Genomic DNA, 22,664 nt, shown 5'->3' on the forward strand with positions numbered 1-22,664 from the left:
TGGCGATTCGGTGACGCGGAGGTTACCAAATCGAAGCTCTTCGCGCCCGGCTCATGCCGCGGGCGGCGGATCTTGGGCCAGTGCGCCCCGGGGCAGGGCGTCGACCAGCTCCATGACCCGATCTTGGATTTCCAGCCGGCGGCCGGGCCGGATGGGGGCGCCATCGAATTCGACGATCCACAGTTGCTCGATGCGCCGCGGCGGCTGGAGCCTGGAGCGCAAGCGCACGATCTGCACGCGCAGGTCGAACAGCGCCCGGGTGAGCCTTCCCACCAGCGGCGGAACGTGGCTCCCCGTTTCCACCTCCAACAGCGCCAGCAGGCTCTGCTGCTCTTCCACGAATCGAACTCGCGTCGCGTCCATGCCCCCCGATGTACGCGCCCAGCGTGGCGACGGCGTTACCCTCCGGTAAATTCCTCAGAGGCCGAGGCTCTTGGCGATGATCTCGTTCATCACCTCACTGGTGCCTCCGCCGATGGGCAGCAGGCGCGCGTCGCGGCTCAAGCGTTCCACCCGCGTCTCGCGCATGTAACCCATGCCGCCGAAGATCTGCACCGCTTCGTAACAGACCTCCTGCGCGATCTGCGCCGAGAAGTTCTTGGCCATGCTCACCTCGCCCACCAAGTACTCCCCCTGTGCCACGCGCTGAGCGGTGGAGTAGTTGAATGCCTTGGCGGCAGCCACCTTGGTGGCCATTGCGGCGAGCTTGTGCCGCGTGACCTGAAAGCCGACGATGGGCCGCCCGAACGCCTGGCGCTCCCGGGCGTATTCCAGCGCGTCCCCCAAGACTATCTCCGCGGTGGCGTGACCATAGAACGCGAGGCCCAGGCGCTCGTTCTGGAAGTTCTGCATCAGGGCGACGAAGCCGGAGCCCTCTTCACCGATGCGATTTGCCTCCGGGACCCGCACCTCGTCGAAGGCCAACTCCGCCGTGTCGCTCGCCCACCAGCCGGTCTTTTTCAAGGCCCGGGAGACCGAGAACCCCTTCATGCCCCGCTCCACCACGAAGAAGGTGAGCCCGCCATGCTTGTCGGGACCGGTGCGTGCCAGCACGCTGACCAGGTCGGCACGCACGCCACTGGTGATGAACATCTTGGAGCCGGAGAGCAGGTAGTCCGAGCCGCTCTTCACGGCCTTGGTGGCGATGCCCGCGACGTCGCTCCCGGTGCCGGGTTCGGTGATGGCCAGCGCAGCGATCTGCTCTCCCGCGAGCACCGGCGGGACGAAGCGGCGCTTCTGCTCCTCGCTGCCCAGGTTCAAGACCGGTGGCAGCGCGATCCCGAGGGAGCCTAGGCCGGCGACCACGCCAGTGGAACCACCGGTGAGCAGCGCCTCGGCGCCCACCAGACCGAACAGCATGTCCCCGCCGCCGCCGCCGAGCTCTTCTGGAAAGCCGGCGCCGAGCAGCCCCACAGCGGCCGCTTCCTGGTACAGCTCCCGAGGGAACTCACCCGCCTCCTCCCACTTCACCGCGTGAGGAGCGATCTTTTCCTTCGCGAAGCGGAGGCAGCTCTGTCGAAAGAGCTCGTGAGCCTCGCTGAGCTTCAATGACAGCCTTCGAAGGTCGCGGTGGCCACGATCACGTGCCCGGCCCCCGTGCAGTTCGCGGACACGCTGCCCTTCACGTTGGTGACGTTGTTGATGGTGCTGTTCTGCCGCGTGACCGAGAGGGTGCCGCAGTTCTCGCCCACCAGCTCTCCTTGCGTCGCGTTCGGGGCGAAGAAGAACGTGCGGATCTGCCCGGTGCTCTGCAGCAAGAAGCGGACGCGCCGACCGGATTCGTCCAGGAAGTCCACTCCGTCGAACTTCGGGATGTTGGCTTCGCCGGAACGGCAGGTCTTGATGGTGAAAGGCGCGCCGTCAACCGTGACGGTACCGGTAGACTTGCTCTTGCACGCGAGCAGCGCAGCCAGGACGATGGTCAGACAAACGATGGTTCCCCGCATGGTCGAGGAACTATCATTCGCCCCGAGGGGCCGCAACGGTCAGCGACCCAGCGCGGAAAGCAGCAGCGGGTTCACGGCCTCCGGCCGCTCCTGGTGAACGAAGTGTCCCGCGTCCGCGATGCGGTGCACGCTCAAGTCCTCGGCGTAGCGCTCACTGCCATCGATCAGCTCGAGCCCCAGGCAGCTGTCGGCCTCGCCCCAGAGCAGCGTCACGGGCCTTTCGATCAGCGGATACGCAGCGTCCGTTCCGGTGACCAGCCGTCGGGCGTTGTCCCGGAATGCGGTGCGGTAGTACGAGAGCGCCGCCGTCAGTGCCCCCGGAGAGAGCAGCGCGCGCCGCTCGGCATCCACGATCTCCGGCGGGGCGTCGCTCGCCCGCGGCGAGCCTTCGCGGAACATGCGGGTGAGGTTGTCGCCGCCGCGGCGTGCCAGCCACAGCTCCGGAAGGCGCGGCAGCTGGAAGAAGAACATGTACCAACTGCGTCGGATCTGCTCCGGGTTCTTGCGCAGGGCACGCGCCATCAGCACGGGGTGCGGGCAGTCGAGGATCACCGCCCGCGTGATGGCGTTGGGAAAGTGCGACGCGACGTGCCAGGTGATGGCGCCGCCCCAGTCGTGACCTACGAGCGAAACGGGGCCTTCGGCCACGGCGCCGGCCAGCGCCACCACGTCTCGCGCGAGGGTGTCGAGGTCGTACCCCGTCTCCGGGCGGTCGCTCGCGCCGTAGCCTCTGAGGTCCGGCACAATCACGCGGTAGCCGTGCTCCACCAGCACCGGAACCTGCAAATCCCAGGAGCGATGCGTCTCTGGGAATCCGTGCAGCAGCATCACCGGCGGCCCCGTGCCGCTGATGGCCGCATGTAGGTGAATGCCGTTCACGCTCACGGTGCGGTGCTCGCGCATGTCCAGAGCCTAGCGGAATTTTCCAGGCGTTTCGTGGTTGCCGCGCGCGCGCTACTCTTACGCGTGTGGATGGACGACGTTTCGCGTGGTGCCTTCTCGTCGCGCTCGGACTGGTAGGTTGCGGTAGCGACGAGGCTTATGAAAATGCCGAGCGGGTTGGCTTCGACGCGACCGCCCGGGCGGAGCTCTCGGCCGTCGGCGTGGACAAGTACATGGGGCAGTTCTCTCCCGAGACGGTCGAGGATGAGAACGGCATCACGGTGTACACCTTCGCGCCGGACGACGACGGCCCGACGTGTCTGTACGGAGATCCGTTTCGGGTCACGGTGCGGGACACCGACTCGAAAGATCTGATGATCTACCTACAGGGCGGCGGCGCCTGCTGGAGCCAGAAGTGCGCCGCCAACAAGACCGCCGGCGCCGGCATCCAACCCATCGGGTGGACCAACGCAGACCCCGATTTCAATCCCGTGTTCTTCGACTACGACGTGGTGTTCGTCGCCTACTGCGACGGCTCCGTCTTCAGCGGGGACAACGTGGTCAAGAAGCCCGACGGCAGCATCGAGCGCCGCCATCGCGGGCTCGCCAATCTCTCGGCCGCACTCGACATCGCCCTCGAGCGCTTCCCGGATCCCGAGCGCATCGTGCTGGCCGGCTCCAGCGCCGGCGGCTACGGCACCATCCTGGGCACCGCCGCCACCCGCATGGCGTACCCGAAGACGCCGCTGTTCGTGATCAACGATGCCGGCATCGGCCTCACCAACCCTGCGGATCCCAGCATCGTGGAGGCGGCCACCACGGAGTGGAAGTTCACTCAGTTCGTACCGCCGTCCTGCGAGGGTTGCGTGGAGAGCGGGCAGTTCACGAGCTTCATCGGCTGGGGGCTCGAGCACGATCCGAGCCTCAGGGTGAGCGCCTTCTCGTCCTATCAAGACGGCATCATTGGGGGCGTGTTTCTGAACATGGACGGTCCGGATTTCCAGAGCTTGCTCTTGAGCGAGACGGACTCCATCCATCAGCGCTTCCCCGAGCGCTTCGAGCGCTTCTTCATCGATGGCGGCGCCCACACGGCGATCCTCGCTGGGTATTCCGGCCTCAGCGTCAACGGCGAGAACCTGATGGACTGGTCCCGGGCCATGATCGAAAAGACGCCGGAGTGGCGGGATCAGCTCCAGTAGCCCGGCTTCTGGGGTTTGCTGCGCCGCGGAACCTCACGAAACGGACGTCACCTCCCGTCGCAGCCTCGCCTCGAAAGCCGTGCCGACGGGTTGAAAGATGCTCTAAGCTACGCCTGGGGGGTGGAAAGTCCGCCCCGCTTGCGTCAAAAGGACCGTCATGTCTCGTCAGCGCGCTTTGTTTGGCTCTCTGCTTGGCTCCGCCTTCGCTGCGTTCCTGCTCGCCTCCGCGTGCAGCTCGAACGACGGGCATCCTCCCATCGCCCCGCCGGGCTCGGGCGGCAGCGGTAATAGCTCCGGCACCGGAGCCACCGGCGGCACCGGCGGCACGGGCGGAACCGAAGACTCGGGGGCGGACGCGGACGCATCGGAGACTGGAGGCACGGCCGGCACCGGCGGCGCGGCGGGGACCGGCGGTACGGCCGGCACCGGCGGCAGCGCAGGCATGGACGCGGGGCCCGATGGCGGCGACGCCGCCGTGGACGCTGCCCACTGCAGCAACGGCGTGAAGGACGACGACGAGACCGACAAGGACTGCGGCGGCAGCACGTGCCCCGGCTGCGACACCGGAGAGAACTGCGCCGGCAACTCGGACTGCGCCAGCAAGAAGTGCAACACGCAGTTTCTCACCTGCAACGCGCCCGTGTGCACGGATCTGGTCCAGAACGGAAACGAGACCGACGTGGACTGTGGCGGCGCGAACTGCAGCGCGTGCGCCGACGGCAAGAAGTGCGACCAACCGACGGACTGCAAGAGCGGCGTGTGCTCGGGGGCCGTGGTCAAGACGTGCCAGGTGCCGATCTGCACGGACGGCGTGACCAACGGCACCGAGACGGACGTGGACTGCGGCGGAACCGCTTGCCCGAAGTGCGGGCTCGGACAGGCGTGCAAGAACAACGTCGACTGCGCCACTGCCAACTGCCTGGGCGGGCAGTGCAAGTGTCCCAAGAACATGGTGATCGCGCCGGCGGCCGGCGGCGGCGCCTACTGCATCGACGACCACGAGATCACCTACGAGGAATACACCTTGTTCTGGGGCGGCAATCCCGGTGCGCAGATCGGCGCCTGCAGCTGGAACACCACCTACACGCCGCCCAAGAACTGGCCGGTGCCGCCGGGGAAGACCAACCAGTATCCGATCACGAACGTGGATTGGTGCGACGCCTATGCCTACTGCGCGTGGGCCGGCAAGCGACTGTGCGGCAAGGTCGGCGGTGGCGCTGCGCCCTACGCCAGCTTCACGGATCACACCCAAGACCAGTGGTACAACGGCTGCTCCGCCGGGGCGAACACCTACCCCTACGGTTCTGGCTGGGACGAGACCTTGTGCGTCAACAACAGCAACGCAACGGGCACCCAGCTCGAGACGAGCACCTGCCAAGGAGCGTCCCCGGGGCTCTATGACATGAGCGGCAACGTGGCGGAGTGGGAAGACTCCTGCGCCGGCAGCGGCGCTTCGGACGACTGCCGCATTCGTGGCGGGTCGTTCACCGGCGGTGCCGCGGAGCTCGCCTGCGGTGCGGATCGCGCCGGCGCGCGCAACGCGACGTTCGACGACGTCGGCTTCCGCTGCTGCTATCCGTAGTCGCGCCGGCGCGCGCGCCCGGACGGGGCTCGCGCCGACCCGACAAAAGAAGCACTGGCCCGACGCGAGCCGGCCTTCAGCGCGGGCCGCCTTGGCATTGACCGTTGCCGGCGGCGCTCGTGTTGTTGTCCGTGCGGCACTCGTGCCAGGCGTGGGCCGGGCTGCCGTCGTCCGCCACGGCGTAGATGGGGCTCGCGCCGCTTTGCACGCCGCTCGGGGGTGATGCCAGAGGCAGCTTCACGTCTTCGGCTTCCGCCGGATACAAGGCCTTGCTGGTGGTGCCCTGACCCAGGAGCGTGCCGCCGCTGGCCGGGTCGTTCTCGTAGAAGCCGACCACCACGCCGGGAGGCACGCTGGCGGTGCCGATGTTGCGCACGCGTGCCACCAGCGCGTAGTCCGTGCCCTGGCACTGGGGGAAGATGCTCACGATCAGATCCGGCGCCGAGAACTCCCCCAGGGGCTGCACGTTCTGACGGAAGTTGTTGAGCCGGGGCTGGGTCCAGTTGGGCGTTTCGCTCACGGGGATGGTGCCGTCTTCTTCCACGTTGGTCACGTGGTACGGATGCTGGTTCCACACCCGCCGGGTGCGAACCCAGTTGCCGTCCGGATCGCCGAACACGCGGAGACCGTGCTGCTTCGTGCCTCCGCAGTTGATGCCGGAGTAGCTGTTGCTCACCACGATGATGTCGGCGCCGCCGTCATTGTCCACGTCGGCCACCAGCGGGTACTCGAACAGCGTTCCGGTCGTGTTGCAGGTGGAAAACAGCACCGTGCCGTCGCTGCCCTTGTACACCCGGAAGTACTGCTCGTCGGAGTACACGACCTCCGCCTGGCCATCGCCCTCGAAGTCGAACACGCTCGAGCCGGTGGCGGCGCTCGAGCAGTCCGTGGTCTGCTTCAGCCACAGGTTGGTCTGGTTCGGCGCCACGTTGAGATCGAGGATCTTGCTGCCGTCGATCACTGCGTAACCGATGCCGCCGGCCACGGCCACGTCCGGCGTGGTGTCGCCATTGAAGTCCGCGACGGTGGGCGGGCCACCGCCGGTGGTAGCGCCGCTCGAGTTCGGGGGACAGGTGTTGGGGAAGGTGCCGTTGATGTCGATGCCGGTGCGCAGCACCTTGAACTTGCCGGGCTCGGCGGCGTCGTAGTGCCACACGCTCAAGGTGTGAGCCGGCTTGTTGATGCTGGCGGCCTCGGGCACGCCGTCTTTGTCGAAGTCGCCGATGGCCACGTAGGTGCCGGCGAGGCCGGTATCCGCGATCAGCGTGCCGTCGGCCTTGTACAGGGCCGTGGGCGTCACGATGTCCAAGAAGCCGTCGCCGTCCATGTCGGAGAGCACGAAGTTCGATGAAGACGGCGGGTTCAACGAGGCCTTCACGGCTCCCGTCGCGCCATCGAGCACGCGACCTTCCACCACCACCTCGGGTTTTCCGTCCTGGTCCAGATCCCCGATGCTGGGCATGGCGCAGCCGCCCGCGGGGCTGGTCCACAGCGGTGAGCCGTCCGCCTTGAAGGCGCGCGCCTTGCCGTTGTCCGTACAGCTCACGATTTCATTTCCGGGCACTCCGTCGATGTTGCCCGCCGCCAGGGAGCGGCCCGGGTGCACCGCGTCCGTGGTGGGGTGCGCGCTCCATTTCTCGACGACCTTGCCGTCGACCAGGGAGATCGCCCACAGCGTGCCGTTGTGGTTGTAGTCACCACTGGCAAAGGTCGAAAAAACGATCTCCGGGATGTCGCGCTCGTCCACCACGCCGTCGCAGTTGTCGTCGTCGAGCTGGATCACGACGGGCGCCATCATGATGTCGCCCCCTTGCCAGTGCGCCTTCAGCGTGGGGTTGAAGGCCGCGGTGGGCGGCTTGTACTCGCAGGCCGGCAGGCAGGTGAGGGGATCTCCCGGCTCCTGCCCGGTGGGGCACTCCGGCGGCTTGGGCAAGCAGCGACCGGTGGCCAGCGCGGCGCCGCCCTGGCAGCTGCCGCCGTCCGGTGTTCCGGCGTCCCCCGCGGGATCGCCGAGGGAGTATTCGCAGTACTCGTCCTTTTGGCAGTCCGTCGCGTCCACGCACACGGCGCCGGGGGTCTCGCACTTCTGGAACGAGCACACGTCCCCGGCGCTGCAGCAAGAGGAGCCGCAGGCGAGGTCCGTCGGACAGCACGCGCCGTTGATGCACGTGCCGCCGTCGCAGCCGCCGGGACAGCCTGGGCCGCCCTCGGTGCTGATGCCGCCCCCGGTGGCTCCCGCGCCGTCGCCCGAGGCGTCCGGGCCGCTGCCGCCGACAGCGCCGCTGCCACCGAAGCCGCCCCCCGCGACGCCGCCGTCGTTCGAGCCGCAGGCGGCGAACAAGGTCGTCGACAGCGCCAGGAGGGAAGCCAGGACGAGGATGGAGCCGAGCCGATTACGCCGCATGCCAAGAGAATAGCGCCGATGGCGCCCTCGCGGCGTGGCTGCGCCGGACAAACCCAGATATTCTCCAGAAGTGGTGCGTCGTGAAGCTTCCGAGAAAGAAGGCGCGAGTGCGCCGACGGACTCGGCGGCACGCTGCACATCTCCAGCGGGTGAGAGTCCCGCCCCGGTAAGCGCCGGAGCGCCGGGTAGCAGGCCCCAGGCGTCCGGGAGAGATCCCGGCGTCCGAGCGGGGCGTCAAAAGCCCGGAGCAACCCTTCTGGAGAGCCGCGTAATGCTGCAGCACGAGAGGCCACCGGTAAGCCGTGTGCGGGAAATCCACACGCACGGTTTGAAAGGGGGTCTTGACTTTGGATGCCGCGAACGAGCGGCGAAGGAGTAAGCATCTACCAATGAAACGGAGGTTTTCCCTGGCGCTGGTCGTGCTGTGGGCCGGCGGCCTCGGGCTGGCCGTCAGCTGCGGCTCGAGCGACGAAGCGTCACCGGGGTTTTCCGGCGGCAAGGACGGCGGAGCCGACGTGCTCGCGGCGAGCGACGCCGGCACCGACGCGGTGCTGTGGCCCGACGCGGATCCCAACCCCGACGCCGGTCCGGGACCGAGCCCGGGCTTCGACGCGGGCGACGCCGCGCCTCCGCCCGTCACCTGCAGCGGCAAGACCGGCGAAAAGGGCAGCTCCACCCTCAGCGTGAAGAGCGGTGGGCTCACCCGCACCGCCATCCTGCACGTTCCCGAGAAGTACGATCCCGACAAGGGCACCCTGCTGGTGCTGAACTTCCACGGCTTCAGCTCCGCCGGTTGGCAGCAGGCGTTGCTCACTCGCATGAGCCAGGCCAGCGACGAGCGCGGCTTCATCGTGGCCTACCCGGAGGGCATCGCCACCAGCTGGAACGCCGGGGATTGCTGCGGCACCGCCTGGACCGACAGCGTGGACGACGTCGGCTTCGTGCGCGCGCTGCTCGACGAAATCGAGAGCCGCTACTGCATCGACGAAAAGCGCGTGTTCGCCACCGGCATGAGCAACGGCGGCTTCTTCTCCCATCGCCTCGCGTGCGAGGTGAGCGACCGCATCGCCGCCGTCGCTCCGGTGGCCGGCGTGCTCGGCATCGACCTGTGCTCGCCCAAGCGCCCGGTCCCCATCTTGGACTTCCACGGCACCAGCGATCCTCTCGTGCCCTACGGCGGCGGCACGCCTCTCATTCCGCAGCTGGGCGTGGGCCTGGTGTTCACCTCCGTGGCGGACACCATGGAGAGCTGGCGTCAGAAGAACGGCTGCAGCGCGTTCTCCGACACCATCTATCAAAAGGGTGACGCCACCTGCGTGGAGTGGAAGGACTGCGATCAGGGCGCGGCCACGGTGCTGTGCACGATCGACGGCGGCGGTCACACTTGGCCCGGGGGCGTGCCCATCCCCGCGGGTAAGACCAGCACGGACATCAGCGCCACCACCACGATGCTGGACTTCTTCGAAGCCCACCCCATGCCCTGAAGGTTTTTGTTGGTCCGGCGCGATGCCCGTCGTGGACGTCCGCCCTGCCGCACCCTGGAGGCCCCGTTGACGACCCCCGAAGATCGCATCATCGACACCGTGCTCGCCCTCGATCCCCTGGCGGACCTTCCGCGCACGGGGTGGCTCTTGCGTGGGGTGCGTCCGTGCGAATCGATCGCCGATCACAGCTACGGCGTGGCGCTCGTAGCGCTGCTGCTCACCGACGCCCTGCGCGCCGAGGGCCACGAGGTCGACGGCGAGCGCGTGCTCAGGATGGCGCTGGTGCACGACGCACCGGAAGCGCGCACGGGGGACATCCCGATGCCGTCGAAGACCCGCGAAGCGGCCCGGGCCATCGATGAGCTCGAAGCACGGCTGGCCAAGGACCTGCTGCCGGAAGCGCTGTACGGCGACTGGCGCCAGGCGGAGCTCAGCGAATCCCTGGAGGCCAAGATCGTGCGCTCTGCCGACAAGATCCAGATGATGATCAAGGTGCTTTCGTACGAACGCCAGCACCGCGGCCGGCTGGACGAGTTCTGGGAGAACCCGAAGAACTTCCGCGACATGGGTCTGCCGCTGGCCAAGCGCGTGTTCGCGCGCATCGTGGAGCGGGCGGGGAGGACGGCGTGACGAGCCCCGACACCCTGCGCATCGCCACGTTGAACGTGTGGAACAAGTCTGGACCCTGGGCAGAGCGTCTACGGCTCATCCGAACCCAGCTCAGGGAGCTGTCGCCGGACGTGATCGGGCTGCAAGAAGTGCTGCGCCTCGTCGTCGACGGCACGCCGAACCAAGCACCGGAGCACGATCAAGCCACGGAGATCGCCCAGGGGTTTCGCTATCACATCGCTTACGCTGCGGCGGCGGACTACGGCGGCGGCTTGATGTTCGGCAACGCGCTCCTCTCGAAGCATCCCATCGTCGAACAGCGCGTGCTGCCGCTTCCCGGGGCGGAGACCGGCGAGAGCCGCAGCATGCTGTACGCACTGGTGGAAACCCCGGCGGGCCTCTTGCCCGTGTTCGTGACGCACCTGAACTGGAAGCTCCATCACGGCAGCGTGCGCGTCCAACAGGTGCGCGCCATCGTGGAGAAGGTGTTCGAGCTCGCACCGGTGGACGAGACGCGGTTGCCTCCGGTGCTGATGGGGGACTTCAACGCCGAGCCGCATTCCGACGAGATCCGGCACCTCACGGGGCACGCCACGCTGGAGGGCGAGAGCGTGTACTTTGCGGACGCCTGGGTCTACGCCGGGGACGGCGGGCCGGGCTACACCTTCGACCGCGAAAACCGCTTCGCCGCCCTCGCTCACGAGCCGCCGCGGCGCATCGATTACATCTTCGTGCGTGGACCGGACCGCAAGTTTCGAGGCGAGCCCCTGAGCACGCGCCTCGCCTTCGCGACCTCGGAGCCGAGCGCTCACGGTCTGCTGTGGCCGTCGGATCACTTCGGCTTGGTCACGAACATCGCGGTGAGCGCCCGGGAGCGGTAGCCATGGAGCGATTGCTCAGTGCGCTCCTCGCTGCTCCGGACCCGATCGCCCGGGCGTGCTTCGAGGACTTCTGGTCCCTGCTCCAGGAGCGCCTGGCGGGCAGCACCGAGCCGGCGGATCGCGCCGTGCTCGGGGGCTTCTTCGCCGATCGGCTCGGGTTCGGCTTCGCCGCGGGCTACCAGGCGGCCCTCTCGCGGCTGCTACCGGAGGTGGAGCCGGGCCGTTGCCTGTCACTGGCCGCCACGGAAGTGGGCGGCGCCCATCCGCGAGCCATCGAGACCCGGCTGACGGAAGGCGGGCAGCTGTTCGGGGACAAGCGCTTCGCCACCCTGGCAGTGCACGCGGAGCAGCTCGTGGTGCTGGCCAGCTCGGGAGGGGAGCCGGACGCCCGTCAGTTGGTGGCGGTGCTGGTGGACCGCGCCGCGCCGAACGTCACTCTGGAAGGCTTGCCGCCCACGCCCTTCGCTCCGGAGATCCCTCACGCACGCGTGCGCTTCGACGGCACGCCCATCCTGCGGCGCGTCGACGGCGACGGCTGGCAGGACGTCGTCAAGCCGTTCCGCACCGTCGAAGATCTTCACGTGCAACTTTCGCTGCTCGGCTATCTGCTCTCCGTCGCTCGCCGCGGTGGAGCGACGGAGAGCACCATCGAGCGCCTGATGGCACTGTGCGTGAGCGGACACCAGCTGGCTCGCCTACCTGTGGCGTCCGCTGCGGTACACCTCGCGCTTGCGGGATTGGTGGCGGAAACCGCAGAGCTTACGGAGCTCGCAGTGAGCGAAAGCACGAGCCTGCCACAGGCGGAACGAGCGCGATTTCAGCGTGACCAGCCGCTGCTCTCGGTCGCCAAAGCCGCCCGCGAAGCGCGCCGGAAGCGGGCCTGGGAGCTAGCGCTTCAGGGTGCGCCGCGCTAGGTTCTGCCCGAACTCCCAAACGCGAGAAAGGAATCTTCGATGAAGCATGTCGTTCCCCATGGCCTCGGCAAAGACAAGGCAACAGAGGTGGCGAAGGCCGCGTTCAACTCCTACCGCGAGCGTTTCGCGAACTACGAGCCGACCGCCAATTGGGTGCGTGACGACAAGGCGGAGATTTCCTTTTCCGTGAAGGGCATATCGCTGAACGGCAGCATGCAGGTGAACGACAAGGACATCGAGATGGACCTCGACGTTCCGTTCGTGCTGCGGCCGTTCAAGGGCAAGGCCATGGGCGTGATCGAGGAAGAGATCAAGAAGTGGATCGCCAAGGCCAAGGCCGGCGAGCTCTGACGATCTCGGACGGGGCTCGCGCCGAACCGACAAGCCCTCGCTGGAACGACGGCACTCAAGGGAGGAGCACGTCCACGTAGCTCCGGGGGCGGCGGCTGACCGCGGCGCCGGTGCGCTCGAGGTGGGCGAGGACCTGCAGCACCGCGGCTTCGTCCCAGGCGTCGCCCAGGATCTGCAGCCCCACCGGGAGCCCGTCGCCGTCGGTCCCGATCGGTGCGGTGCCGGCCGGTAGCCCGGTGAGGTTCGCCAGGAAGGCGAAGCGACACATGGCGTCGAGGGCCGGGGGATCGACGAAGCCGCGCTTTTCGTCGCTGTCGCTGACGGGTGGCGCGGCGGAAGCGGTGGTGGGGAGCGCCAGCACGTCCACGTCTGCGAGGACCTTGGCCGTCTGCTCACGAATGGCGCTGCGGACGCGCTGGGCGTCGAGGTAGTCGTCCGGCCCGAAGGTGGAGAGGTTCGCGATCAGCATCTGCATGTCGAGCCCGAGCTCGTCCATGTGATCGCGTCGGGCATCCGCCACGCCTGCGTAGGTCTCGAGGCCGATGGTGAGGTAGCCGACGGGCGCCGCGTGATGCGCGTTCGGGAGCGCGACCGGTACCAGGATTGCGCCTTCGCATTCGAGCAACGCCAACGCTTGCTCCGCCGGGGCGGCCACGTCGCGCGGCGCGTGCTTCCACTCGCTCTCCACGATGCCGATCCGAAGGCCCCGCACACCGCGACCGAGGGCATGAATCACGTCGGGCAGCGGCGTTTGCCAGTGACTGGCGGGATCCCCCGCGTCGGCGCCGGCGGCTGCCTGAAGGAACAGCGCCAGATCGTGGCTGGTGGCCGCGATGGGTCCCAGGTGTCCCACGGTGCTGCCGCCGTCGAGGCCATGTCCCGTCGCCGGGATGCGGCCGAAGCTGGGCTTCAAACCGAACACGCCGTTGAGGCACGCGGGGATGCGGATGGAGCCGCCGCCGTCCACGCCCAGCGCCATGGGCACGATGCCCGTGGCCACGGCGACTCCGGAACCGCTGGAGGAGCCCCCAGGGAGGCGATCTGGATCGTGCGCGTTGCGTGGCATCACGCGATGCACGTTTCCGCCGAGGGGGCTCATGCCGTACTCGGTCATGGGCGTGGTGCCCAGCACCACCGCGCCTTGGGCGCGGAGGCGCGCCACGGCCACGCAGTCTGCGGCGGAGGGTCGCCTCGGCATCCAGCTGGTGCCCACGCGGGCGGGCAGACCCTCGACCTGGACTTCTTCCTTGATGGCCACGGGGATGCCCTCGAGGGGCCGCGCAGTGCCGGACGCGATGCGCTCGGCGCTCTCGCGCGCCGCCGCCAGCGCCCGGGCGTCGTCGAAGTCGAGGAGCGGTCCGCGACTGGGGACCTGAGCTGCCAGAAAGCGCGCTCCGGCCAGGGCCGCTTCCACGACCGCGGGAGGCGAGGCCGAGCCGGCGCGATACGCAGCCAGCAGGGCCGCGCTGCTCCGGGGCCAGTCACCGGCGGCGGGCAGCGGCAAGCTCTGGCTCTCCCGTTCGTGGTTCGTGCGCGCCGCGAGGGGTGCGTTGGACTGGGGCACGGGCCGCCGGGGGACGCTCGCGTCGCCGAGGCCCGCGATGCCGAGCTCGGCACGCAGGACGTGAGCGACGGCATGCTTCGCCGGGGTCCTGCGGACGGCGGCGACGAGGGCGGAAAGGGCGGCACCGGAGATGCGACCACGAGGGAGCTCGAGCATGGCGGCATGCTACTGCCAAACGCCGGCGTCCGGGGCCCGTTGCGTTCTCGATGTCGGCCGAGTAGCCGTCGATGTTCGGAGGCTCGGATGACCGGACGATGGACGCGGTACGCGGGTTTGCTGTTCCTCGTGGTGACCCTTCTCGCCTGCAAGATGCTGAAGGGGCAGAAATCCTACGAGGGCAATGTCGCGGGGCTGACCCAGCTGGCGACGGACTTGAGCAACGCCAAGAAGAGCGACGCCCAGGACATGGGCAAGGCGTTGGCGCTGCCGGACCCCACGGCCTACTTCAGCGCGACGTTCGGTCCCGACCTCGGCGGCCAGCTGGCCACCGAGTACGCCAGCGAAGCCGCGAAGCTGCCTTCGGTGCAGGCGTTCTTCATCCTGAACAAGCTCAAGGGACGTACGCAAATCTTGGTGGAAGAGCACACCACCGCGGACGACCCGAACGCCAACGGGCTGCAGGACGCCGCCATGCGCAAGATGACGAAGCCCACGGTGCTCTACACCGTCAACGTGGTGGAGCCGGGCAAGACCATCGGCGCCAGTTTGTGGTCCTTCGCCTACGTGGATGGACACTTCCGCTACCTGGGCAAGCTGAAGGCCACCAAGCCCGGCGCGAGCCCGCTGGACGAGCTGTCGAAGAAGGACCTGCAAGACGCGCTCGAGGGCAAGTGAACGGACGCTGATTTTCTCTCGCGGCGGCTCCGCGCTGGCGCGAAATCCAAGGTAGGATCCCGGATCGAGCGCTCATGGCCAACGACGTCTTTCGCATCGTAGGCACCACGCAAGCCGGCGCCTACCAGGTGGAGGACGTGGTGGGGGAGGGCGGTTTCGCCGTGGTGTACCGTGCGCACCACAGCGGTTTTCGGGCCAAGGTCGCCCTCAAATGTCTGAAGGTGCCCCACGGCCTCGGCGCCGAGGACCAGCAGCGCTTCCTGGAGCGGTTTCGCGAGGAGGGCGAGCTTCTGTTCCGGCTCTCCGCGGGCGTGCCCTCCGTGGTGCGTCCGCTGCATGTCGGAACACTGGACACGCCGACGGGAATGTTCGTGCCCTTCATCGCGCTGGAGTGGCTGGACGGCGAGGGCTTCGACCAAGTGCTCGCCAAACGGCGCCAGGGTGGCCTTTCGCCGCTCCCGCTCAAGCGTGTGCTGCGCATGCTCGCGCCCGTCGCCAAGGCTCTGGAGCGAGCGCACCGTTTTCCCTCGCCGCAAGGCGAGATGTGCATCCTGCATCGTGACCTGAAGCCGGAGAACATCTTCGTGGCCAAGGTGCACGGCCAGGAGACCTGCAAGATCCTCGACTTCGGCATCGGCAAGGTGAAGAGCGTGGCGACGCAGATCGTCGGGCAGCAGTCGCGACACGACAGCGGTATCGCGGCCTTCACGCCCTCCTATGGCGCGCCGGAACAGTGGCTGCCCAAGCGCTTCGGCCAGACGGGGCCTTGGACCGACGTGTGGGGCTTCGCCCTCACGCTGGTCGAGGCGATCTCCGGACACTGTCCGCTGGAAGGCGATCAAGCGGCGATTTTCGGCGGCGCCATCGATCCCGCGCGGCGCCCCACGCCGCGGAACGAGGGGGCCGACGTCTCCGACGCCGTGGAAGCGATCTTCGCCCGGGCCTTGGCCGTAGATCCGCGGGAGCGCTATCGCGACATTGGGGAGTTCTGGAAGGACCTGTGCACGGCCGCGGGCCTGTCGGAGGACTTGGCGACGATCCCGCCCCCGGGCCACGACCCGCGGATGGAGGGCAACGTGAAGCCGGCGACGGAATGGTTCGGGACCGCTCCGGCGCCGCCGCTGCCCCACGCGAGCACCGAGCCCGCGCCGCCGGGCTCTGCACCCGGGTTCGCCGCGCCGGAGCTGGATCTCGCGCCGCTCGAGGCACGGCGAGACCCTCGCCCGCGACCCGCCGCGCCGCGCACTCCGCACATCACCGTTGGTACCGGTATCGACGACTTCGTCCACGAGCCCTCCGCGTCCATCGGGCTCTCGGAGCTCGACGGCGTTGGTCTCAGCCCGCGGCCGCCCCCGCCGCGCATGCGTCCGGTGCGAGCCGTGGAACCGCTCACCAGCGAGCGGAGCGGTTCCGAGCTCCGCGCGCGCCTGCGGGGTCCGGTGATCTGGGTGCTGCTCGGTGTCGCGGTGATGGCCTTCGACTTCGGCTACTCGAGTCTCAACGGCGAGCTCTTCGCCGTCGGCGGCGTGCGCCCGCTGTGGGTGGCGGGCCCCATCGTGCTGCTCGGTATCGCCGCGGCGTTCTACCGACTGCTGTTCGAGTGACGAACGCGCCGGGGCTCGCGCCGAACCGACAAAAGTAGCCGAAAATCAGCGATTTCGTTCGTCCAGGCGCCGCAGACCCTCGAGCACGAGCATGTCCGGGCTCATCTGGATGGTGGTCTCCTTGGGCTGGAACCCCGGCTCCAGAGCGAAGGTGCCTTCCGACAGAGCGAGCAGCTCGAAGAAGGCCTCCTGTCCGGTGATGTCGCCGATGATGGAATGGACAATCTGTCCTTCCTGGAAGTGCACTTCGCCTTCGCGGCCGCCGGACTTCACCTTCAGACGGCCGCCCTTGCGGCTCTGATGCAGGATCTGCACGAGGTCCGGCAGCGCCATGTCGGAGAGCGAGCCCGCCACGCCGGAGGAGACGTCGTTCTTGGGGGCGGCCATCTGCAGCCGCCGGAGCTTGCCCGCGAGCACGTCACCGCTGGTGGGCTTGACCACGAAGTCCTGCGCGCCCAGAGCAAAGCTCTTGTCCACGGCGGCGGCGTCCGACTGCCGGGCGACGAACAAGAACGGGATGTCGCGTGTTTCGTCGTTCTTGCGGATGCGAGACAAGAGCTCGAAGCCGTCGAAGGGCGAAAGCTCGATCTCGCTCAAAATGTAGCGCACGTTGCCGGCCTGGGTGATGCGCAGGGCTTGATCCGCAGAGCGCGCGACTTTCACCTCGAAGCCTTGGGCCACGAGGCGCAGCTCCAAGATGGTGGCTTCCTCGGCGTCCGGCTCGGCGATGAGCACCAGGGGCTTGTCGTCCGTGAGCTTGCGCCGAAGATCCTCACCGACGACCAACTGGCTCAGGAGCTCCAGCAAATCGGGATCGAAGATGGTGCCCGCGTGCTGGCTCAGCACCTCGTGGGCTTCTTCGTGACTGAGCTCCTTGCGGAACGGATTGCGCGGATTGAGCGTCAAGTCCGAATAGCTGTCGCACAACGCCAAGATGCGTCCGCCCAGCGGAATGGACTTGCCCGCGAGGCGTCCGGGGAATCCCTTGCCATCGAAGCGCTCGTACATGGCGCCGGCGGCGGTGATCGCGTCCGGCGGTAGCCCCACGCCCTCCACCAGCCGCGACGGCGTGTACACCAGCTTCTGCGCGGCGTTTCGATGCGGCGCGTACTGAGCGACGTTCAGCACGGTGAGGTGGTAGGAGACGGGCTTGCCCAGATCGTGAAGGTTCGCCGCGATGGCCGCGTGCGTGGCGGCGATCTCGTCGAGCCCCATGCGCTGAATCATCAGCCGCGAGAAGCGCGCGACGGACGACGAGTGCCCTCGGAACTCGTCGCGCGAGTTTTCGTTCAGGGAGACCAGCACGTTGAGGAGCTCCGCGAGATCTCGGACGCGGCGATCCACCGTGGTGCTGGCGGGGATTTCCGACACGGGCGCGGGCGTCACGGAACGACGCGGCAAGGGCAGGCTGGGCGCGGGGCGCGCGGGTGCTGCCGTCTTCGGCTTGGGCTTGGGGGCGGGCGCGGTGGCGATGTCCGAGTTGATCACCCCGGCCAGAAGCTCGTCGCCGTCGGGCCCCGTGCGCCGCAGGCGAGGGGAGGTGGAGCGTGGATTGGGCGCCGGCGGCGGGGGTTCGGCGGGCAGCGGCGGCGCGGGCGGCGGCGGCGCCGCGACGGCAGGGAGCGGCGTGCGGAAGTACTCCGCCTTCGGGGGCGAGAGCGGCGCCGGGTTCTCGCGTCGAGGCTGCATGCCGGTGTCGAGGGGACGCTCTTGGATCTCGCTCGCCTGGATCTGAGTGAAGGTGTCCGTCGCGATCTCGGCGAACGCCTGGATCTCGCCGCGATACCATTTGCGGATGGCCGCCCGCACGGCCGCGGGACGCGCCACGTACGCCTTCAGGTGGCGAACGCCGGTGGCGAGGGCGAGCTGCTTCACGTACTCGGGATCCCCCGCGTCGGGGGACACCACGGAGAGCGTCTCGCTGTCGGGCTCCCAGCGCACGGGAAACGCCAAGAGCTTCTCCGCAACGCGTTCGGGGATCCAGCGCAGCACGTCTCGCGGGATCTCGATGCGCGAGAGCTTGGCGGTGGACACGAAGTGGGTGCGGCAGCGCTCCGCGACGAAACGCAGCAAGCGATTCTCGTCGATGGCTCCCGTGCGCAGCAGCGCCTCCTCCATGCGCTCGTTGTAGAGCTGCATGCTCTGGATGGCGGCGCGGAGCTGCTTGTCCGTTATGACGGCTTCAGCGTGAAGCCGCTCGCCGACCCAGGTGGGAGTCCACATGAACGATCCATTTTTTCAAACCGCAGCGTGTTACGTCAATTGTGCACGAAATTTCGCAGCCTTGCGGCCCTGCATGTCGGGAAAGTCAGGGGTCCGGCGCACCCCACGGGGGGCCTCGGGTGACACGGACACTGTCGAAAATTTGACCCTTCGTCGCTCGATCTGTCATCGACAAGGCGCCGGAACTGGGCTTTCCGACGGCGACACGGCCGCTCGGCGAGGGACCCAGAGCAACTCGGGGCGTTGGCCCGGGCGTTGCACTGTACAGGTGCAAGCTGGAGTTTTCACCATGACGATCGACACCGAAGAGCGCGAACGACCCTCCGAGTGGCTCCGGCGTCTGCGCGAGGAGCGGCACCTCTACCGCCGTCTTTTGGCGGATGCCGGCAGCATTTCCCTGGCCGCCCACCGGCTGGCGCAGGCGCGGTGTCGCGTCCAGCCCGTGTCCTTCGCCATCCCAACGGTGGCGGAGCTTCGGGTGGCCGCGGACGAGATTGCGCTCAATGTGGGAGCAAAGCTCACACCGGTGACCGAGCAGTTGCTCCAGGATTGCGAAGCGGCGGGGCTCGCGGTGATCCTGCCGCTCTCGGCGCCGCACGCCGCCTGACGCTTCAGTTGCAGAGCGAGGCGTCGGGCACCGCCACGGCGACGGTGGGCTCGACGATGAGCTCCCAATCGAAGGCGAAGCCGATGGCCAGAGCGTCGCACTGAGCGGCCGGCTTCTCGAAGCTGGGCGGGGCGTTGGCGAGATCCATTGCCGGCAGCAAGAACTGGTTCATGAACAGCGACGCGAGTGTGTCGTTGCAGCTCACCAGCTCCTTGGCGAGCGGCAAGAACTCGGTTTCCAGCGTCGCTTTGCCGGCCACGGCGCTGAGCATGGAGCGCACGGCCCCGTCGTGCAGGGGCGACAGCTCCACGGCCAGCGTGATGGTGGCCGTGTTCACGATGGTGATGCCGTTCAAGACGTACATGGGCATCGGTCCGGGGGAGTCTCCCAGATCCCCGCTGACCCACACGTTGCCCTTGAGGTAGCCCTTCGGGAACGTGTAGCGGGGCACGACGGGCTCGGGAGGCGGAGTGTCTGCCTCCCCCGCGTCGACCCCGGCTTCCGGCGTACCGGCGTCCGGCGCTCCGGCCTCACTGCCGAGCACGGTCTTGGAGTCGATCCAGAAGTCGTCCGATCCGTTCCACTTCGGATTCTGGCCCGGGTTGACGGCGGTGACGAGCAGCGCGCCGGGCACGTAAGGATCGTCGCTGCCGGGATCCAGATCGCTCAGCATGAGCACCATGGTGGGCTTGTCGCCGCTCTCCAGATCCGCGTGCAGGCCCAGCTCGAAGTCCTTCGACAAGAACTGCGACCCGTATGCGAGCACTCGCCCCGCGCCGTTGTCGCGGCCGTCCTCACCATCGGTCAGCGACTCGTCCGCCGCGCTCGGCGGCCGCTTGCAGACCTTGGAAGCGTTGGCAATGCTGATGGCTTGGGTGGTGTTCTCGCTGTCGATGGCGTGACCGATTCGCTGCCACGCCGTGTCGTCCTTCGTGCCCGTGGTGGGGTCGACGGTGCCGAGGAAGATGCGTCGTGCGGCGAACCAACGAGTCACGCCCTTGCCCGATGGCACGGCCGGACCGGCGGGCCGCTCCGGAGGAATGGCCGAAGCTCCGTTGGGCCCCGTCGTCGCGTCCCAGCCCGCTTCGGCCGCGCCGTCGATGACCACGGCGGCCGCGTCCAGGTACTTGGGATCGAGCTCCTTGTCCTCGATGCCGGCGAGGGTCTGGCAGGCCACGGCGACGGCGCACGTGGCGAGCAGAGCCCCTCGGACGCGCCGGCTCACCATGAGCCCGAGAGTAGGACACTGCCGTTGTGGGCGCCAATCGCGGCGTCCACCCGGAGCGCGTCCGCCTGCTCTTTCTTCTTCGGGGCCGTCAAGTAGAGCCAGGTTCCCACGCCCACGGCCACGACGCCCACGGCGAAGGCGACGTTCGCGACGTTGGCGGAACGCTGGGATTGGTCGTTCAGCTCCACGCCGCGCGGGTCGCACAGCGTGCCGTCGCAGTGCTCCTCGCTCTGGCTGTTCTGATTCACCGCCCGCACGCCGAAGTAGGAGCCCACGCCCAACGCGATGACGCCCGCGCCGCCGACGGCCAGGCCGATGAGACGCTCTTTGGAGCCGTCCTCGCCCGTGTCCTTGGGTGGCGGCGGCTTGGGGGCGGGCTGGGGCGCCGGCTTCTCGATCTTCTGCAGGGGCTCCACGGTGACGGTCTTGTCGTCCTTTTCCTCGAGCGTCACACTCGTGCTCCACGCTTCGTGGTCCGGCGCCGTGGCGGAGATCTCGACGCGTCCGGGATCGACGGGCACGGGGGTGCCCCACGCCGCAGCGGCGACCTCGACGTTTCCGCGGCGTATCGACAAGCCCTCGACCCTGGCGGTTTCGGGGACTTGGATGGTGAGGCGGCTGAGGCGGGGCTCGAGCTTGACGATCTCTCGCTCCGCCAGGTGGATGCGATCTCGACGTTTGGCTTCCTTCGCGAGCGCCAGCGCTTCCTGAAACTCAACCCATGCCGACGCCGTCAGTCCTTGGCGTGCGTGGCATACGGCCAGGTTGAGGAGCGTGCCACCTTGGGGATCGAGGCGCTGGCTCTCCGCCAGCTTGGGACAGGCTTCGTCGTACGCCTTCTTCTTCATCAAGCGTTTGGCATCGCGAAACAGCGCGTCGGCCGTGGCGCGCTCGCCGGCGGTGGGCTCCGCGTGCAGGGCGGTGGGCGCCAAGAGCAGCGTCAGGAGCAACGCTTTGAGGCTAGTAGCGATCGTCCAACGGATCCGCATGGTGCCTTTTCGTGGGCGGGGCCTTGGGCGTTGGCGGCGCGTCGGCGGTGTCTTCGCTGGACGCGGTGGGCTGGGCGCCGGCTTCCGCCAGCGCGGGGACGGCCGTGGTGGGCGTCGGTGCCGCCGCCACCGCCACCGGCTGGGTGGGCGGGGTGTCCACGGCTTCCACCTGCGCCGTGGGGGGCGCCGCGGAGCGGGCCCGCAGGGCGAGCGCGACGATCACCCCCAAGAAGACCAATAGGCCCACGGACGCGCCCAACAAGATGCCTCGCGAGGTCGAGCGGCGGCGCTGGTGGGTGGTACCCCAGGCCTGGGCGGTGTCCACGGCGATGGCGCTGGACGACACCCGCGGCCAGGGACGGCTGGCCTCGAGGGGATCGGCGGCGGCCAGATCGCGGATGCGACCGAGGTGCGAGAGGGAGCCTGGTCCGGCCCAAGGGCGGAGCTTCTCCGCGAGCTGTGCCACGCTCTGGGGGCGAGCCTCGGGGCGCTTTTCCAGGCAGCTCAAGACCACGTCTCCCAGGGGCCGGGGCAGGTCGCGTCGACGCTCGCTCGGGTGCACGGGCGCGTCACTCACGATGGCGGCGGAGAGGGCCGGCAGCGTCTCCGCCATGAACGGCGGCGCTGCGGTCAGCACCTCGTACAGGATCACGCCCAAGGCCCAGACGTCGGTTCTGAGGTCGACGCTCTTGCTGCTGCGCACTTGCTCCGGTGACATGTGCGTTGGAGTGCCGAACACATCGGTGGTGTGTGTGAGATTCGGCGTGAACTCCGGCGCCGTGGAAAACCAGTCGCTCTTGGAGATGCCGAAGTCGAGCAGCTTGACGAAGCCGAGCTGGCCCGGGCGCTGCAGCACCATGATGTTGTCGGGTTTCAGGTCGCGGTGGACGATGCCGATGCCGTGACACTCGGCGAGGGCGATACAGGCCTGCAGCACGTAGTCGATCGTCTCGGCGACGGGGAGCGGGCCCCGCTGTGCGGTCAGCGCGCCCAGCGTCACGCCGGGCAGATACTCCATCACCATGTACGGGACGCCGCTATCGAGACGACCCACGTCGTAGATGCGAACGACGTGGTCGTTGGAGATGGCGCTCGCCGCGCGGGCCTCGCGCAAGAAGCGCTCCACGGCGGTGCCGATCTGGGCGGCTTGGGGTGGCAACAGCTTGATGGCGACGCGGCGCTCGAGCTCCAGCTGGACCGCGGTGATCACCGCGCCCATGCCGCCGGCCCCCACGAGCCCCTCCACCCGATACTTGCCGGCAAGCAGCTGTCCCGGCGCCGGGATCCAGCCGAGGTCGTTCGGGTTTTGGCCGACGGGCCCCATCATCTTGGATTATCCGCGACGGGCCGGCGGCGGACAAGC

20 protein-coding genes are annotated in these 22,664 nt (G+C 68.3%); 10 read left to right on the top strand and 10 right to left on the bottom strand.

Annotated features, from left to right (window positions below):
• Positions 1-51 precede the first annotated feature (51 nt).
• The 4 genes from H6717_03765 to H6717_03780 are packed head-to-tail and all read right to left on the bottom strand — an operon-like array spanning position 52 to position 2,849.
• A complete protein-coding gene (locus H6717_03765; protein ID MCB9576136.1) occupies positions 52-363 on the bottom strand; it encodes a hypothetical protein in 312 nt (103 codons plus the stop codon).
• Positions 364-417: 54 nt separating this feature from the next.
• Positions 418-1,554 (bottom strand): acyl-CoA dehydrogenase family protein, encoded by a 1,137-nt coding sequence (locus tag H6717_03770; protein MCB9576137.1) that lies wholly within the window; start codon positions 1,552-1,554, stop codon positions 418-420.
• Positions 1,545-1,946: a hypothetical protein gene (locus H6717_03775; GenBank protein MCB9576138.1), complete on the bottom strand. Its 402-nt coding sequence runs from the start codon at positions 1,944-1,946 to the stop codon at positions 1,545-1,547. The genes H6717_03770 and H6717_03775 overlap by 10 nt, the downstream gene beginning before the upstream one ends.
• A 39-nt stretch (positions 1,947-1,985) precedes the next feature.
• On the bottom strand, positions 1,986-2,849 hold the full coding sequence (locus H6717_03780) for an alpha/beta fold hydrolase (GenBank protein ID MCB9576139.1): 864 nt from the start codon (positions 2,847-2,849) through the stop codon (positions 1,986-1,988).
• Positions 2,850-2,914: 65 nt separating this feature from the next.
• On the opposite strand from H6717_03780, the gene H6717_03785 reads away from it, so the two are divergent.
• Entirely contained in the window at positions 2,915-4,027 is a 1,113-nt protein-coding gene (locus tag H6717_03785) for a hypothetical protein (GenBank protein ID MCB9576140.1), read from the top strand.
• Positions 4,028-4,184: 157 nt separating this feature from the next.
• Positions 4,185-5,609 (top strand): SUMF1/EgtB/PvdO family nonheme iron enzyme, encoded by a 1,425-nt coding sequence (locus H6717_03790; GenBank protein MCB9576141.1) that lies wholly within the window; start codon positions 4,185-4,187, stop codon positions 5,607-5,609.
• A gap of 76 nt (positions 5,610-5,685) precedes the next feature.
• On the opposite strand, the gene H6717_03795 is transcribed toward H6717_03790, so the two are convergent.
• Complete coding sequence (locus tag H6717_03795; GenBank protein MCB9576142.1) at positions 5,686-8,013, bottom strand: VCBS repeat-containing protein; 2,328 nt, start codon at positions 8,011-8,013, stop codon at positions 5,686-5,688.
• Positions 8,014-8,402: 389 nt separating this feature from the next.
• Between H6717_03795 and H6717_03800 the strand changes: the two genes are divergently transcribed.
• The 5 genes from H6717_03800 (at position 8,403) to H6717_03820 (ending at position 12,252) form a co-directional block, all read left to right on the top strand.
• Positions 8,403-9,497, top strand: coding sequence for a hypothetical protein (locus H6717_03800; GenBank protein MCB9576143.1), 1,095 nt, complete (start codon positions 8,403-8,405; stop codon positions 9,495-9,497).
• Between the two features lie 66 nt (positions 9,498-9,563).
• Positions 9,564-10,127 (top strand): HD family hydrolase, encoded by a 564-nt coding sequence (locus H6717_03805; protein MCB9576144.1) that lies wholly within the window; start codon positions 9,564-9,566, stop codon positions 10,125-10,127.
• Positions 10,124-10,987 carry an endonuclease/exonuclease/phosphatase family protein gene (locus H6717_03810; protein MCB9576145.1) on the top strand — a complete coding sequence of 288 codons (864 nt, stop codon included), beginning with the start codon at positions 10,124-10,126 and terminating at the stop codon, positions 10,985-10,987. Before H6717_03805 ends, H6717_03810 begins: the two co-directional genes overlap by 4 nt.
• Positions 10,988-10,989: 2 nt before the next feature.
• Positions 10,990-11,901, top strand: coding sequence for an acyl-CoA dehydrogenase family protein (locus H6717_03815; GenBank protein MCB9576146.1), 912 nt, complete (start codon positions 10,990-10,992; stop codon positions 11,899-11,901).
• Between the two features lie 39 nt (positions 11,902-11,940).
• The gene (locus H6717_03820; GenBank protein MCB9576147.1) at positions 11,941-12,252 is read left to right on the top strand and encodes a polyhydroxyalkanoic acid system family protein; all 312 of its coding nucleotides are present in this window, start codon (positions 11,941-11,943) and stop codon (positions 12,250-12,252) included.
• Positions 12,253-12,307: 55 nt separating this feature from the next.
• Here the strand turns inward: H6717_03820 and H6717_03825 are convergent, their stop codons facing one another.
• Positions 12,308-13,972 (bottom strand): amidase, encoded by a 1,665-nt coding sequence (locus H6717_03825; GenBank protein ID MCB9576148.1) that lies wholly within the window; start codon positions 13,970-13,972, stop codon positions 12,308-12,310.
• Positions 13,973-14,059: 87 nt separating this feature from the next.
• Between H6717_03825 and H6717_03830 the strand changes: the two genes are divergently transcribed.
• Together H6717_03830 and H6717_03835 are read left to right on the top strand one after the other, a co-directional pair.
• Complete coding sequence (locus H6717_03830; GenBank protein ID MCB9576149.1) at positions 14,060-14,650, top strand: hypothetical protein; 591 nt, start codon at positions 14,060-14,062, stop codon at positions 14,648-14,650.
• A gap of 74 nt (positions 14,651-14,724) precedes the next feature.
• Positions 14,725-16,254 carry a serine/threonine protein kinase gene (locus H6717_03835; GenBank protein MCB9576150.1) on the top strand — a complete coding sequence of 510 codons (1,530 nt, stop codon included), beginning with the start codon at positions 14,725-14,727 and terminating at the stop codon, positions 16,252-16,254.
• 45 nt (positions 16,255-16,299) lie between these two features.
• On the opposite strand, the gene H6717_03840 is transcribed toward H6717_03835, so the two are convergent.
• Positions 16,300-18,477, bottom strand: a complete 2,178-nt coding sequence (locus H6717_03840; protein MCB9576151.1) for a DUF4388 domain-containing protein — start codon at positions 18,475-18,477, stop codon at positions 16,300-16,302.
• Between the two features lie 289 nt (positions 18,478-18,766).
• On the opposite strand from H6717_03840, the gene H6717_03845 reads away from it, so the two are divergent.
• Positions 18,767-19,084 carry a hypothetical protein gene (locus tag H6717_03845; protein MCB9576152.1) on the top strand — a complete coding sequence of 106 codons (318 nt, stop codon included), beginning with the start codon at positions 18,767-18,769 and terminating at the stop codon, positions 19,082-19,084.
• A gap of 4 nt (positions 19,085-19,088) precedes the next feature.
• On the opposite strand, the gene H6717_03850 is transcribed toward H6717_03845, so the two are convergent.
• Genes H6717_03850 through H6717_03860 form a run of 3 tightly spaced genes read right to left on the bottom strand, consistent with a single transcriptional unit; the run spans position 19,089 to position 22,628 of the window.
• Positions 19,089-20,312: a hypothetical protein gene (locus tag H6717_03850; protein MCB9576153.1), complete on the bottom strand. Its 1,224-nt coding sequence runs from the start codon at positions 20,310-20,312 to the stop codon at positions 19,089-19,091.
• Positions 20,306-21,301, bottom strand: coding sequence for a hypothetical protein (locus H6717_03855; protein ID MCB9576154.1), 996 nt, complete (start codon positions 21,299-21,301; stop codon positions 20,306-20,308). The genes H6717_03850 and H6717_03855 overlap by 7 nt, the downstream gene beginning before the upstream one ends.
• Complete coding sequence (locus H6717_03860; GenBank protein ID MCB9576155.1) at positions 21,273-22,628, bottom strand: serine/threonine protein kinase; 1,356 nt, start codon at positions 22,626-22,628, stop codon at positions 21,273-21,275. Before H6717_03860 ends, H6717_03855 begins: the two co-directional genes overlap by 29 nt.
• Between the last annotated feature and the right edge of the window lie 36 nt (positions 22,629-22,664).

It is taken from the genome of Polyangiaceae bacterium (assembly GCA_020633235.1).
Lineage (GTDB): Bacteria > Myxococcota_A > Polyangia > Polyangiales > Polyangiaceae > JACKEA01.

Coding starts and splice junctions, on each gene's coding strand:
- H6717_03860 (MCB9576155.1), bottom strand. CDS start 22,628: ATGATGGGGCCCGTCGGCCAAAACCCGAACGACCTCGGCTGGATCCCG.
- H6717_03830 (MCB9576149.1), top strand. CDS start 14,060: ATGACCGGACGATGGACGCGGTACGCGGGTTTGCTGTTCCTCGTGGTG.
- H6717_03855 (MCB9576154.1), bottom strand. CDS start 21,301: ATGCGGATCCGTTGGACGATCGCTACTAGCCTCAAAGCGTTGCTCCTG.
- H6717_03790 (MCB9576141.1), top strand. CDS start 4,185: ATGTCTCGTCAGCGCGCTTTGTTTGGCTCTCTGCTTGGCTCCGCCTTC.
- H6717_03825 (MCB9576148.1), bottom strand. CDS start 13,972: ATGCTCGAGCTCCCTCGTGGTCGCATCTCCGGTGCCGCCCTTTCCGCC.
- H6717_03820 (MCB9576147.1), top strand. CDS start 11,941: ATGAAGCATGTCGTTCCCCATGGCCTCGGCAAAGACAAGGCAACAGAG.
- H6717_03775 (MCB9576138.1), bottom strand. CDS start 1,946: ATGCGGGGAACCATCGTTTGTCTGACCATCGTCCTGGCTGCGCTGCTC.
- H6717_03840 (MCB9576151.1), bottom strand. CDS start 18,477: ATGTGGACTCCCACCTGGGTCGGCGAGCGGCTTCACGCTGAAGCCGTC.
- H6717_03800 (MCB9576143.1), top strand. CDS start 8,403: ATGAAACGGAGGTTTTCCCTGGCGCTGGTCGTGCTGTGGGCCGGCGGC.
- H6717_03765 (MCB9576136.1), bottom strand. CDS start 363: ATGGACGCGACGCGAGTTCGATTCGTGGAAGAGCAGCAGAGCCTGCTG.
- H6717_03815 (MCB9576146.1), top strand. CDS start 10,990: ATGGAGCGATTGCTCAGTGCGCTCCTCGCTGCTCCGGACCCGATCGCC.
- H6717_03835 (MCB9576150.1), top strand. CDS start 14,725: ATGGCCAACGACGTCTTTCGCATCGTAGGCACCACGCAAGCCGGCGCC.
- H6717_03795 (MCB9576142.1), bottom strand. CDS start 8,013: ATGCGGCGTAATCGGCTCGGCTCCATCCTCGTCCTGGCTTCCCTCCTG.
- H6717_03780 (MCB9576139.1), bottom strand. CDS start 2,849: ATGCGCGAGCACCGCACCGTGAGCGTGAACGGCATTCACCTACATGCG.
- H6717_03850 (MCB9576153.1), bottom strand. CDS start 20,312: ATGGTGAGCCGGCGCGTCCGAGGGGCTCTGCTCGCCACGTGCGCCGTC.
- H6717_03845 (MCB9576152.1), top strand. CDS start 18,767: ATGACGATCGACACCGAAGAGCGCGAACGACCCTCCGAGTGGCTCCGG.